Source organism: Paraburkholderia sp. WC7.3g (assembly GCF_050436345.1).
Taxonomy (GTDB): domain Bacteria; phylum Pseudomonadota; class Gammaproteobacteria; order Burkholderiales; family Burkholderiaceae; genus Paraburkholderia; species Paraburkholderia podalyriae.
Map to the genome: position 1 here is coordinate 3,139,653 of NZ_JBNDMA010000002.1, position 13,424 is coordinate 3,153,076.

Below are 13,424 nucleotides of genomic sequence, written 5' to 3' on the forward strand. Positions count from 1 at the left end.
CCATGCTTCGCTTGTCACGGACATCCGCTTGCGCTAGCCTGAAATTCCCTCGCGTTCGCGCTTTTATCATGAAGATCCTTATCCTCGAAGACCAGCGCAAGCTCGGCCTGTACCTCAAGCAGGCGCTAAGCGAACGCGCGTATACGGTGACGTGGGTTGAAAGTTGCGCCGAGGCGCGCGAAGCGCTATGCGAGTCGAGCTATGACGTCATCGTGCTCGATCTCGGCTTGCCCGACGGTGATGGCCTGGAGCTGCTTCGCGAATGGCGCGCGGCCGGATTCAATGAGCCGGTGTTGATCCTCAGCGCGCGCGACGCCGTCGAGGATCGCGTCAAGGGCCTCGATGTCGGCGCCGATGACTACCTGCCTAAGCCGTTCAGCCTGGAAGAACTGCTCGCGCGCATGCGCTCGCTGCTTCGCCGCCAATCGTCCGTCAAGGAAACCGTGCTTCAGCATGAGGGCATCAAGCTTGACCTGCTGAGCCACACCGTCCATCTGAACGGCAAGCCGATCGATCTCACCAGCCGCGAGTTCGCGTTACTGGAGGTCTTCCTGCAGAATCCCGGCCGCATCCTGACCCGGACGCTGATAGCGGAGAAGATCTGGGAATCCCATTACGACGTCGACACCAACCTGCTCGACGTTTACATGAGCCGGCTGCGCGGCAAGTTCGAGGCGCCGCTCGGCAAGCCGCTGTTCAAGACGGTGCGCGGCGTCGGTTACCAGCTGCTATGAAATCCATCGGCGCGCGGCTCGCCATCTGCTACGTACTCGCTTCGACTGTCACGTTCGCGTCGCTGTTTCTTGCCGGACGATACTTCATCGAACATCACGCGATCCACGCGCTGGATCTGCTCAACCAATCTGAGTTCGAACAGATTCGCGCCAGCCAGACCGCGCTCGGTACGAAGCTGTCGGAGGCGGAGTTGCGCAAGCGTGTTCAGGCGATGATGTCCGACAAGCTCGAACTGTTCTTCACCGAGATTTACGGGACGGCTGGGACGGTGGTGTTTCGCTCCCCGGGCCTTCACGGTCGCGATATCGCTCCGTCGCCTCGTCATCAGGCGTTCAATGCGAATGTTGAAGGACTGGGTGAACTGCGCGCGGGCAAGTTCGCGCTCGGACCGTACACGGTCGTGGTGGCAACGACGAAAGAACACGTACGCGTGGTAATGACCGCCTATGAACATGCTTTCTACGGATTGCTGATCGTCATGATCGCGATCAGCAGCGTGATCGGCTACGGCTTCAGCCGAATGGCGCTGCGGCCCCTGCGGCTGATCCAGGACACGGCCGACCACATCCGCTCGGACAATCTGAGCGAGCGCATTCCGTTGTCAGGCGCGCGCGACGAGATTTCGGACCTGGCGCGCCTGCTCAACCAGATGTTCGACCGTCTCGAAGCGTCGTTCGACCAGATCCGGCGGTTTACAGCTGAGGCCTCCCACGAACTCAAGACGCCCCTGACGCTCGTGCGCCTGCAAGCCGAGAAACTGGTCGTCGACGGTCAGTTGACGCCAGCGCAGGAACAGGCGGTGCAAATTCAGATCAAGGAACTCGCGCACCTCAACCGCATCATCGAGGACTTGCTGTTCCTGTCGCGCGCCGATGCACGCGCGATTTCGCTCGATCTGAGGCCGCAGGACCCGGAACCGTTCCTGCAGAACTTCGCGCAGGACGCCCACGTACTCGCCGAACACCGCCAGCAGCGCTTCTTCCTGACCCATCACGGCAGCGGACAGGCCGCAATCGAGTCGAAATGGATCCGCCAGGTGCTCCTGAACCTGCTCAGCAACGCACTGGCGGCCTCGTCTCCGGGAAGCCGCGTCACCTTGCGTTCCACGCTGGTGAACCAATGCTGGCAGGTCCGCGTGGAGGATGAGGGTCCCGGTGTAGCCGCCGAACAGCGCGAGCGCATCTTCGAACGCTTCGTGCGCATCCATCGTCCGGGCGGCGAAGACAAGGGCAGCGGCCTGGGCCTCGCCATCTGCCGCAGTATCGTCGAGCTGCACGGCGGCCACATCTTCGCGGAGGCCGGGCCGGACGGCCGCGGGTTGTCGATGGTCTTCGAGATTCCCGCCGTCACGCCGTCCGACACCGCCGGCAATACCCCCTTCAAAGCGCCGCTCCATTCCACCGACGCCGCCTGAGCATACAGCGGGCGCGCGTCACAGGTCGAACTGATAACCGACGTAATAGGAGAAGCGATTAGTGTCGCTCACGTGAGCGAGGCCGCGCCCGACGGAGACCAGGATGCGGTCGTGCTCCGTCAGCCCGTAGGTGCCGCCGAGGTTGAAGCCAATCGCGGACGGATCGTCCTTGGCCGCCGCCCCGGTGTAGAAGACCTCGCCGCCAAGCTGAAGTCGTTCGCCGAACTTGCGCAGGACGGCCCAACCGCCGGTCCAGTAACCCTTCCGTCCCGCATGGCGGTTGACGACGTATCCACCACCGCCGAACGTCGTCCAGTTACCGATCGTCTTCTGCATCCACAGCGGTAGCAGCACGTGCGCGTGGCCGTCGCCGAGGCCCAGGTGGTCGTTGCCGGACGGCAGTGTGACGCGGGGCGCGAACGCGACCTGCGGACGCCAGCCCGCCTCGTCCTCGGTGATGAAGCGGTACTTCGCGCCCAGTTCGGTATCACCGAATCCGTAATGGGTGCGATCTCCGGTTTCGTGCATGAACGCCATGCCGACCGTCGCGTTGATCTGCAGGTTCTCCACCAATCCGTAGTTGATCTCGAGGCCCGGCAGCGTGCCGCTGTGACTGCCGGCGCGCACGGTGCCCGACGCGGCGGCATCGATTTCGAAATGCCCCCGTTCGACGGGTTCCGGATCGTCGGTCACGAACGGCGGGCCGGCAAGCGCGCCATGGCAAACCAGGCATGCGCCGAAGGCGAGCGCCGCCTTGACGAATCGCGCATGATACGGGGCGCGGTACGCGGCCGACTCCGGATGACAGGTGGACGACATGAGGCCGGTTCTCTTGATCGAAGGGTGGCCGGCGCGGCGCGCGGGGATCAGTGGCCCGCGTCGGAGAACTGCGGCGGGCGCCATTTCAGGAGCTTGTTCTCGAGCCGCGTGAGCACGAACTCCGCACCCAGCGCGACGACGGCGAGCACGATCATCGCGGCGAACACGCCGGCCGCGTTGAACGCGCCCTGCGCGGTCGAGATCAGCAGCCCGATCCCTTGCTTCGAGCCGAGAAATTCACCGACCACGGCACCCACCAGCGCGAAGCCGAAGCTCACGTGCAGGCTCGCGAGAATCCAGCTCATCGCGGCTGGCAGGACGACCGTGTAGGTCACCTGCTGCTTTGTCGCCCCGAGGATATGGGCATTGGCGATGAGATTCCGGTCCGCTTCGCGCACGCCCTGGAATGCGTTCGAGAACACCACAAAGAACACCATGACGAAGGCCAGCGCGACTTTGGACGCCATGCCGAGCCCCAGCGCGATGATGAACACCGAGCCGAGCACCACGCGCGGAATCGAGTTCGCGACCTTGATGTAGATGCTGAAGACGTCCGCTAGCAACTTGTTGCGGCCCAGCGCGATCCCGGCGAACACGCCTGCCACGCTGCCGATCAGGAAGCCGAGCCCGGTTTCCTCCAGCGTCACCAGCACTTGCACCCAGAGCGGGCCTTGCGAGGTTCCCTCGGTGAGCCACTGCCAGATCTGCACGGCGATCAGGGAAGGCGTCGAGAAGAAGAAAGGATCGATCCAGCCCACCCGCCCGGCGAGTTCCCATCCGCCCAGCGTGACGACCAGCACCGCGAGCCGCAGCACATACACCAGCGTCTGGCGCCGACGTATGCTTGCCTGGGCGCGGACTTCCACCTTCCGCAACTCGATCTCGTTCGATACGGCTCCTGCCATCGGGGTATTCATGTTTTTCCTTAGCGCGCCGCCAGGCGCTCAGATGTGGACCTCGTCGCGAAGATCGTTCCAGATCTGCCGCGACAGTTCGATAAAGCGGGGGGAATAGCGCGCTTCCGCGACATCACGCGGGCGCGGCAGGTCGATTTCGTACGACGTCTTGACGGTCGCCGGTCCGGACGTCAGCACGAATACCTTGTCCGCGAGCGCGATGGCCTCCTCGATGTCGTGCGTGACGAACACCACCGATGCGCCATTCACGCTCCACAGATGCAGCAACTCGTCCTGCATCAGCATGCGTGTCTGGACGTCGAGCGCCGAGAACGGCTCGTCCATCAGCAGAATCTCAGGTTCGTTGATGAAAGTCTGAGCCAGCGCCACGCGCTTGCGCATGCCGCCGGAGAGCTGGTGCGGATAGTGGCGTTCGAAACGAACCAGACCGACGCGGCGAATCCATTCCATCGCGCGCTCGTAGGCCTGCCCCTTGTTCTCCCCGCGGTACAGCGGACCGGCCGCGATGTTATCGAGCACGCTCTTCCATGGGAACACCGCGTCGGACTGGAACACGAAGCCGATGCGAGGATCGATGCCGGTGATCGGCTTGCCCCAGATCCTGACCGCGCCGGCGCTCGGCGCGGCAAGGCCAGTGATCAGACTGAGCGTAGTGGACTTGCCGCAGCCGGTCGGGCCGACGACGGCGCAGAACTCGCCCTTCGCAACGCACATGCTGAAGTTCTGCAGCGCCATGATCGCTTTACCCTCCGGGCTGACGAAGCGGCGGCTGACACGATCGAGTTCAATCGCAGGAACGTCGTTCGACGCAGCGGCGGGATACGGCATGGTTGCCTGGGAGGCTGTCATTGGATTGCCACCTTTAGGAGACTGGATTCGACGAAACGCCCGCGACGGCTCGCTGCCGGGCCGTCACGCGGGCGCGGCTACTTGACCTGCGCGGCGTTGACGAACTCGGTGGTGAAGGTCTTCGACAGGTCGATCTTGTGCCCCATCACAGCTCTATCAAACGACCCGAGCACCTTGAGCACGGTGGGCGGCCCCGATTCCGGCATGCGGCCGTCGGCGATGAACGACACCTTGCCGTTGGCCAGCGCCTTCATGTATGACGCGCGGTCCCCAGCGTAGTAGTCGGCGGGCATCTGGGCGGTAATCTCCTCCGCGCTGTGCGTATTGATGTAGCGCAGCGTCTTGACGAACGCGTTCGCGAGTTTCTGCACCGTCGCCTTGTGCGACTGTACCCAGTCGTTCTGCATGTACAGACTGGCCGCCGGGTACAGGCCGCCGAGCCACTTTTGCGTGCTCTCGGGCGAGCGCAGATCGACCAGGACCTGTGCGTCACCGGTGTTGACGAGGCGCGAGACCGTCGGTTCGGTGGTCATGCCGCCGTCGATCTTGCCCTGCTTGATCGCGGCGATGAACGTGTTGCCCGCGCCAACGGGCAGCGCCGTCATCTCCGACGTCTTCACGCCGTGCGACACGCCGAGGTATTGGGTTAGGAAGTTGGTCGACGAGCCAAGCCCGGTCACGCCAAGCGTCAAGCCGCGGAAGTCGGCGGGCGACTTTACCTTGCCGGCGAGCTTCGACGAGATCAATTCGACTTCGCCAGGCGTGTGGCTGAACTGTACGACGGACTCGATGTACTTGCCTTTCGACTGCAGGTCGATCGTGTGGTCGTAGAAGCCGACGACGCCCTGCACTGTGCCGGCGACCAGTTCGTTCTCGGCATCGACGCCCGCTGCCTCGTTGATGAGTTCGACGTCGAGGCCCTGCTCCTTGAAATAGCCGAGCCGCTCGGCGAGCTTGGCCGGCAGATAGATCTGCTTTTCCATGCCGCCGACCATCAGGGTGAGTTTCTCGGCAGCATGCGCGGCCGGAACCAGGGTGCCGAGCATCAGCGCGCCAGCGGCGATGCGCAGGACAGTGTGTTTCATGGGATGTGCTCCTCCGGTTTCGATAGGTATGGCGTACCGCCATCCATGTGGCGTTCGCGCCGTGTCCCGGATCGGGACAGATGGGCTCACGGAACGGCTTCAGTTATACGGGGCAACCTTAAAATCAGGCTGAACGGAAAATGAATCTCCATTCAGGGACCGCCGGCGCCGCACGCGACGCGCGCCGTGACCGATCCGCGCGGCGCCTACCTGAGCTTCGCCAGCTCTTCGCGCGCCTCCGCCGCGTTCAGCGGGAAGTACGCCGAATAGCGCACCGGTTCCTGGCCGTCGCGGCTCAGGATGTAGCGCAGGAACGCATTCACCGGCGGCGTCAGCGGACGGTTCAGGCGGATGTACATGTAGCGTGTGAGTGGATACTTGCCGCTCGCCGCATTCTCGGCATCGAGCGCATAGAACGGCTCGCCGTCCCGGCGCGCCACCGTCAGCGTCCTGAGTCCGGGGCCGCCTTCCTCGAGTCCGCCAAAGCCGATCGCGCCCGGATTCCCAGCGATCGCGCGCGCAGTGTCGTCGATCGATCCCTCGTGGACGGCGCTGTTCCACGCTCCGCCCGCCAGCACCATGACCTGCATCGACATCGCGTTCGGCGCGACGTGCTGCGGGATGTAGATCGTGATCGGACGATCGGCCCACTCGCCGGTCAGACCAAGCTGGCCCCACCGCGTGATACCCGGGTTCTGCCGCAGGATCGACGCCAGTTGCGCCAGCGTGATGCCGTTGAGCGGATTGTCCCGATGCACGAAGATCGCCTGGGCCGTGGTCCGCTGCGGCGTGTCGAAGCCGCCGCGCGCGACCCGAATTTCGAGTGGTGCCGCGTGACGGATTTGCGCATAGACAGCCCGCTCGTCCGACCAGAGTTCGCGGCCCATCGGTGCCATTCCGGTGTCGCCCGCGAGCAGCGCGTGAAACCCGTTCAACGTCCCAAGGTGTTCCCATCGATTGCCCTTGCGTACGGCGGGCTGTACGCGCGTGAAGCCGTCGATCCATGTGTCCATCAGCGACTTCATCCCGTCGCTGCCGACGCTGTCGATCGCGCCGTGCAGGCCGGCCACAGGACGATAGACGGCCAGGTGCGCGTCAAGCGGCGGCAGGAAGCCGTCGAGCTTCGCGCGTTCACGCGCGGCCTGCGCGGCGGTGAGCGGCGCAAAGCGTTTCTGCGCTGCGACGATCGCCTGACCCTCGTCGCTCAGCGCAAACGCCACGAACGCCTTGACCTTGGGCGGCAGCGGCGCGCCGGGACGCCGGTTCACGGCGAGATAGGCCGCCTGCCCGTCGAGGCTCGCGACGCGAACGAACAGCGGCGACTTCATCATGTCGCCCGCGAACTGGTGCGCGTACGGTTGCAGCTCCGTCGGCAACGGCTCGCGCGCGAGCGGTGCGATATCGGCGTCGCCGAACATCAGCGCGCCGAATGCGGTCGCACTGCCGGCGTGCCGCCAATGCGGCCCGCGATGGATCCCCGGCTGGCGTCGCTCGAAGGCGGCCAGCCACGCGTCGAGCAGCGGCCCCATCGCGTCGTCCCCGACGCTGCTGAGCGTTCCGCTCAGGTTCGGGAGCGATCGATAGGCCGGCAAGCCTGCAACGGTATCGGCCGCCTGCGCAATGCACGGCGGCATGAGTGCCAGACAGGCCGCAAGCAGGAGGCCGGCTCCGGTACGACGAGGGCGCGCCGCGGGCGCGCATGCATCCTGCGAGCGCAATGGCCGGGACGAGCATGACAGGAGCGGCATCGATGACGATGCGCGCCGCAATGGAGAATCGAAAACAGGCACGGGGGTCTCCTGCCGGATGTGGAGAATGGCGCGCAGCGGCCCGGCTTCCGGTCAGGAACGCCGCCCCGCCATCGCGCCCGGAGAAGCTGCCCCGACGGTACGGTGGCACGCTGAAGCCAACCTGAATCGATGCTGAAAATTCGTTCATGCTCGGCAAGGCGTTCCATGAACGGATTTTCAGGATGTCTTCAGATTGCGTTCATCCGGCGACACTATCGTTGGACGCATGGCATGGGCGCTGCGCCGTTCGCTGCATCTCGCGCAGGCCGGCGCGATCACCGCGTTTCAACTTTCGCGCCGCCTGCCTCAAAATGGAGCGGCAGTGGAATCACGCACGCTTTGCACGAAGGAGGAGACATCTCGTGAATCGAAACCAACCCCGTTGCGGGACAAACCGGCGCATGCCGCGCCGCCGTTCGGCTCGCCTGATCATTGCCACTGCCGCGGCGTCGATCTGGGCGGTGGGCGCCGCGGGCGCCGACACCCCATCCACGCCGATGGTCGAGTGGGTTGTGCCCGCGCTCAAGACGGTGGCGCCGCAAACCAAGGAACAAGCCGATGATGGGATGAAGGTCGGACGCGCGCTGGCCGAGCCGGAAATCCTGCAGCCGCGCCTCGACTCGGCCCTGCCCGACTACCAGCCCCGCACCGACCTCAAGCTCGCCGGCACGTTCAGGGGCGCGGCTTCCGACGTGCTGCCGTCGCTCGTCAACCGCTGGATCGAAGGCTTCAGGCAGTATTACCCGAACGTCGACATCCGCATTTCCCCACCGTACGCGGGCAGCCTCGGCGCGAAGGAGCTGGTCGAGGAGAAGCTCGACTTCGTGTTCGTCTCGCGCGAGCTCAAGCCGGACGACGTCACCGACTTCAAGGCGAAGTTCGGCTACGGCCCGCTCAGCGTACCGATTTCCGGGGGCTCGTACCGGCATTTCGGCTTCCTGGACGCGATCGGCTTCTTCGTCAACAAGGACAACCCGCTGGAAAAGCTCAGCTACGACCAGATCGACGCGCTCTACTCGCGCACGCACCTGCGCGGCGGCAAGCCGATCAAGACCTGGGGCGACCTCGGTCTCACCGGGGAATGGGCGGACAAGCCGGTGCACGTCTACGCGATCAAGCCGTGGAACGGGTTCGAGGAGTTCATCCGGCAACGCGTGCTGAGCGCCAACGGTCAACGCGGCGAGTGGCGCGACGACATCCATTACGACAAGCTCGTGTTCCCGCTCGCGAAAGACGTGGCCGACGATCGCTACGGCATCGGATTCTCGGGCATCGCCTATATCGACGCGCCCGTGAAGATGCTGCCGCTTGCCGCATCGGACAACGGTTCGTACGTCGCGCCGACGTACGAGAACGTCGCGCTGGCGACCTATCCGCTGAGCCGGCTGATCTATTTCAACACCAACAAGGCGCCCGGCAAGCCGCTCGATCCGGCCATCGCCGAGTTCCTCCGCTACGTGCTGAGCAAGCAGGGCCAGCAAGCCGTGATCGATCATGCGATGTACGTGCCGCTGCGCGCGCAGCAAGCGGATAGCTCGCGCGCGATGCTCGCCAACTGACCGCGCGCCGCTCGTCTCCCCCTCGCCTACCCGGCGGGAATGCGCGTGCCGGTCCCGCGCATTCCCGCCGGGCGGCGCCGATTCCAGGAGTGTCCACATGCACCGACCCATCCGCGCCGCCACGGCGGCGCTTTTGCTCGCCTCGGCCGTGTCTGCATACGCCGCCACGACCGCAGCGCCCTACGCGCAGCAACTCGTCGATACCACGCTGGCCGCGCATCCCGAGCTGACGATCCTCGCGCTGCACGTCACCCCGCCGACGGGAAGCGACAACGTCATCATCGCGTCGAACATCGGCCGTATCGGCAAGTCCGCCGATGCCGACGACCTGGCCGTGCTCGACAGCGGCCAGCCCCGCGTCGAGGTGACGAAAACCGGCGATCTGTCGGTCGAGCTGCCGATGCGCGACGCCAACGGCAAGACGATCGGCGTTATCGGCTCGACATTCCGCTACGCGCCGGGCGTCGATCGCAACACGATCGTGCGCCGGGCCGAGCAGGTGCGCGACGAGCTGGCCGGAAGCACGCCATCGCTCGCGGCGCTGTTTCAACCCACGCACTGACTGGCGTCGTCTGTCTGAAAATCTATTAAGGATACCTTCAGGTCGGGTTCAGCTTCATGGCCCACCATCGTGGCAAGGCGAAAGCATCGCCGATGCACGACGCGCGTCGGCCGGGCCGACCCACCCCGATACGCAGCACACAACGAATCGTCCCGCCGAGGGCGAACCCACGAGTACATCTTCAATCAGGAGACGCACATGAAACAGACGCAGAGGGTTGGCGGGTTGCGCAGGTCTGCGGCGGCATCGGCCGCGGCAGTGATCGGCATCGCGGCGCTGGGCGCGCTGACGTCGCCGCCGGCATTCGCCCTGAAGTACGCGGCCGTCGAGCATCACCTCAAGGTCGACCCGTCGATACCGATCTGGCAACCGGGCGAAGTCCAGTCCGTGCCGGAGGAAGACCTGCGTCTCGTCGGCGCTGACGTAATGGATGAAATCACGCTGGGGTGGATCAAGATGTATCGCAAGGCCTATCCGCGCCTGAGCGTCACCATGGAAGCCAAGGCGTCCGGTGCCGGCGGCCCGGCGCTGACCAACGGCACGGCGGACCTGGCGCCGGTCGGGCGCGAATTGCTGCCGGCCGAGGAGCAAGCCTTCGTCGACAAGTTCGGCTATAAGCCGCTCGCCATTCGCGTCGCGACAGGCAGTGTCGGGTCGCTCGGCAAGACGGCGACGTCGGTCGTGCTGGTCGACAAGGACAATCCGATCAAGGGATTGACGCTGGCCCAGCTCGACGCGATCTATTCGAAGACCCGCAATCGCGGCCACGCCGAGATCACCACGTGGGGCGACGTGGGGCTCGGCGGCGAATGGGCCGACCGGCCGATTCACCTCTACGGCCTGAAGCCGGTCAACGGCATCGAATACTTCCTGAAGCTGAACGTGCTGGAAGGCGGCGAATACAAGGAAAACATCCAGTTCGTCAAGGGCAAGGGCTTCACGCATGCGTTCACGGTGGCCGCCGAGGACATGGCGACGCACCCGGGCGGGCTCACGTACGCACTGCTGGCCAACGTCACGCCGAACGTGAAGGTCGTGCCGCTAGCAGCCAGCGAAGGCGGACCGTTCCTCGCGCCGACACTGCAGAACGTGTACACGCACAAGTATCCGCTCTCGCGCTATGTGTACATCTTCGTCAACAAGAAGCCCGGCGAGCCGCTGCAGCCGAAGATCAAGGAATTCCTGAAACTGGTGTTGAGCCGCGAGGGACAGGACGTGGTCGCGAGAGAAGGCGTCTATATCCCGTTGACACCGGCCGTCGTCAAGGAAGAGCTGGCGAAGCTCGATCAGGCGGAGTGACCATGCGACGCGCGAACGCGCAACCGGCGCCAGTCACCGTGACGGCAACGGTCGTTGCGACGACCTCCCCATTTCAGGCTGAATTTGCGTTCAGATCGCGTTAACGCTCGTTCAAGGTGGCGAGCCTACACTCGACTCGCACCTGCTTCCATAACGCCCATCGGGCAAAGAGAGGAGAGACATGAAGATCCTGACCAAGACCCTGCTCGCCGCGACGCTCGGCCTCCTGTCGGCTTCCGCGCTGTATGCGGTTGACACCGCCGTCGCCGCGCCCGAACCGCACGCCAGGAACTGGACGCCGCCGAGCGCGAAGATCGTTGCTCAGAAACTGTCCGAGCAAATCATGCAACAGCATCCCGAGTTACTCAGCGTGACTTTGCACGGCGTTCCTCCGGGTATGCAGGATGCCTACACGATGTTCGCCGGTTCCTACCTCGAGCGCATCGGCAATGCCGACGATCCGGACGACATCGACATCTCGAAAAAGGGCATCACGATCGTCGACCCGCGCTGGCATCGTCCCAATGACACGGTCAAGAAGTTCGTGATGATGCTGCCGCTGCGCGACGCGAGCGGCCAGAACGTCGGCGAGATCGTGCTCGCGTACAAGAACGACGGCGCCAATGCAAAGGGCGAGACCGCCTTCTTCCTCGCATCGACGGGCCTGCGTGACGCGCTGCAGAAGCAGATCCCGAGCTACGCCGCGTTGTTCGAGCCCGCGAAGTAGCCGCGCGCACGGCCCGCCGTGCGCTTGCAATGCCTCGTCCCCGGCGCGCCGGGGACGAGGCTGTATTCAACGAGCCATCTCCATTCAGGAGTCTGACCATGCGTTTGCGAATTTCCGCGATCGTCTCTCTGACGACGCTCGCGGCCCTGTGCGCGACGCTGCCGCACACTGCCTACGCGGCGGCGCCCTCGGTCGATGCAGCCAGCCCGGCGGGCGCACCTCTGCGGCTGATCGGCAGCACGGCGCTGCCGGACTACAAAGGCGATTTCGACCACTTCGCCGCCGACGTTGACGGCGGGCGGCTGTTCCTCGCCGGCGAAGACGGCGCCACGCTCGAAGTATTCGATCTCGGCAGCGGCAAGCATTTGCGCACGGTCAAGGGTTTCGACCAGCCCCACGCCATCTTGTACCTGCCGGACCTGAACCGTCTGATCGTCACCGACAGCGGCGCCGGCATGACGCGCATCGTCGACGGAACGAGCTATCGCGTCATCGGTTCGATCCAGCTCACCGTCGGTGCGGACTCGATGCGCTACGACCCGTCGCGCCGTCACATGTACATTGTCACGGGCGGTAAAAACGCCGAGCCGAAGATGACGCAGACGATCGTCTCGGAGGTCGATCCGCGCACGGGCAGCCACGTCGGCGACGTGAATTTCGACACCGACTTTACCGAAGCGATGGCGGCCGAGCAGCGCGGCCACCATCTCTTCGTCAACGTGACGGGCAAGAGCACGCTCGCCGTCGTCGACAAGGCGACGCGCCAGGTGATTGCGAACTGGCCTATCCATGGCGCGGAACTGAATGCGCCGATGGCATTCGACGAGACGCATCGACGCCTGTTTGTCGGCACGCGCAAGCCGTTCAAGCTGCTTGTGCTCAATGCCGCGAACGGCAACACGATCGCGACGTTCGACGCGCCCCAGCGCACGAACGAAGTGATCTTCGACGAAGTCAACCAACGCATCTACATGGCCGGCGACGACTATCTTGGCGTGATCCAGCAGAAGGATCCCGGCCATTACGAGGAAATCGCACGCGTGCCGACGGCCAAGGGCGCCAAGACGGCGCTTCTGGTGCCTGCGCGCCACTGCCTGTATGTCGCGGTCTCGCCTGGCGAATCAGGCGCTGGCGGAAGGCTGCTGCGCTTCGATGTGTTGCCGGGCACTGGCGTGAAGACGCCTGCCGGAAAGTAACTGCTTGCCACAGCTCGTCTAAATCCCAGAGCTCCACATCCGCGGGGGTCCTGATGCGACCACTCGGCGCCATCGAGCTTGGGGCGTACATCGACGAAGTCGGCCGCCGTAAGGGGCTCCTCGTGACGTTGTCGATCATGGCGCGCGGCACGATCCTCATTGCATGAGTGCCGGGGTGTACGACGATCGGCATGCTCGCGCCTGCTCGGGTGTTGGTGGGACGACTTCTGCAGGGCTTTTCGGCCGGCGCCGAGCTCGGCGGCGTCTCGGTGTACCTTGCGGAAATGGCGTCCCCAAGCCGCAAAGGCCGAGCCAGCAGGTCGCCATCGTGGTCGCAGCGGCGCTCGGCTATTTCGTTAATAGCTGGATGACGGCGAATGAGATCGGCGCGTGGGTTGGCGTATTCCGTTCTTCATTGGCTGTGCGATCGCCGATCGCCGCGTCCCGGCCAACCGGCATCTCACGACTGGGT

Annotated in this window: 12 protein-coding genes and 1 pseudogene; 8 read left to right on the top strand and 5 right to left on the bottom strand. The window is 64.7% G+C overall.

Translation table 11 applies throughout. From position 1 onward, the window contains the following. Positions 1-68: 68 nt before the first annotated feature. A complete protein-coding gene (locus tag OKW43_RS25825) occupies positions 69-734 on the top strand; it encodes a response regulator transcription factor (protein WP_116120106.1) in 666 nt (221 codons plus the stop codon). Positions 735-949: 215 nt separating this feature from the next. Further along, positions 950-2,149 (top strand): ATP-binding protein, encoded by a 1,200-nt coding sequence (locus OKW43_RS25830; protein WP_429450581.1) that lies wholly within the window; start codon positions 950-952, stop codon positions 2,147-2,149. An 18-nt stretch (positions 2,150-2,167) separates the two neighbouring features. On the opposite strand, the gene OKW43_RS25835 is transcribed toward OKW43_RS25830, so the two are convergent. The 5 genes from OKW43_RS25835 to OKW43_RS25855 form a co-directional block, all read right to left on the bottom strand. Then, positions 2,168-3,052 (bottom strand): hypothetical protein, encoded by an 885-nt coding sequence (locus OKW43_RS25835; RefSeq protein WP_429450583.1) that lies wholly within the window; start codon positions 3,050-3,052, stop codon positions 2,168-2,170. Further along, complete coding sequence (locus OKW43_RS25840; protein ID WP_187638842.1) at positions 3,016-3,885, bottom strand: ABC transporter permease; 870 nt, start codon at positions 3,883-3,885, stop codon at positions 3,016-3,018. Before OKW43_RS25840 ends, OKW43_RS25835 begins: the two co-directional genes overlap by 37 nt. A 27-nt stretch (positions 3,886-3,912) precedes the next feature. Next, positions 3,913-4,734, bottom strand: coding sequence for an ABC transporter ATP-binding protein (locus tag OKW43_RS25845; RefSeq protein ID WP_376776502.1), 822 nt, complete (start codon positions 4,732-4,734; stop codon positions 3,913-3,915). A 77-nt stretch (positions 4,735-4,811) separates the two neighbouring features. Beyond that, positions 4,812-5,819 carry an ABC transporter substrate-binding protein gene (locus OKW43_RS25850; protein WP_187638843.1) on the bottom strand — a complete coding sequence of 336 codons (1,008 nt, stop codon included), beginning with the start codon at positions 5,817-5,819 and terminating at the stop codon, positions 4,812-4,814. A 206-nt stretch (positions 5,820-6,025) separates the two neighbouring features. Further along, positions 6,026-7,453: a substrate-binding domain-containing protein gene (locus OKW43_RS25855; RefSeq protein ID WP_429450586.1), complete on the bottom strand. Its 1,428-nt coding sequence runs from the start codon at positions 7,451-7,453 to the stop codon at positions 6,026-6,028. A 518-nt stretch (positions 7,454-7,971) separates the two neighbouring features. On the opposite strand from OKW43_RS25855, the gene OKW43_RS25860 reads away from it, so the two are divergent. The 6 genes and pseudogenes from OKW43_RS25860 to OKW43_RS25885 all read left to right on the top strand — a co-directional run. Continuing rightward, positions 7,972-9,168, top strand: coding sequence for a PstS family phosphate ABC transporter substrate-binding protein (locus OKW43_RS25860; RefSeq protein WP_429450588.1), 1,197 nt, complete (start codon positions 7,972-7,974; stop codon positions 9,166-9,168). A 97-nt stretch (positions 9,169-9,265) separates the two neighbouring features. Beyond that, entirely contained in the window at positions 9,266-9,730 is a 465-nt protein-coding gene (locus OKW43_RS25865; RefSeq protein ID WP_429450590.1) for a hypothetical protein, read from the top strand. Positions 9,731-9,928: 198 nt separating this feature from the next. Continuing rightward, positions 9,929-11,029, top strand: a complete 1,101-nt coding sequence (locus OKW43_RS25870; protein WP_429450592.1) for a PstS family phosphate ABC transporter substrate-binding protein — start codon at positions 9,929-9,931, stop codon at positions 11,027-11,029. A gap of 181 nt (positions 11,030-11,210) precedes the next feature. Then, complete coding sequence (locus tag OKW43_RS25875) at positions 11,211-11,756, top strand: hypothetical protein (protein WP_187638847.1); 546 nt, start codon at positions 11,211-11,213, stop codon at positions 11,754-11,756. Between the two features lie 98 nt (positions 11,757-11,854). Next, positions 11,855-12,952 (top strand): YncE family protein, encoded by a 1,098-nt coding sequence (locus OKW43_RS25880; protein WP_429450594.1) that lies wholly within the window; start codon positions 11,855-11,857, stop codon positions 12,950-12,952. Positions 12,953-12,993: 41 nt separating this feature from the next. Then, a pseudogene (locus tag OKW43_RS25885) lies at positions 12,994-13,381 on the top strand (MFS transporter); the annotation flags it as partial. Positions 13,382-13,424: the final 43 nt, after the last annotated feature.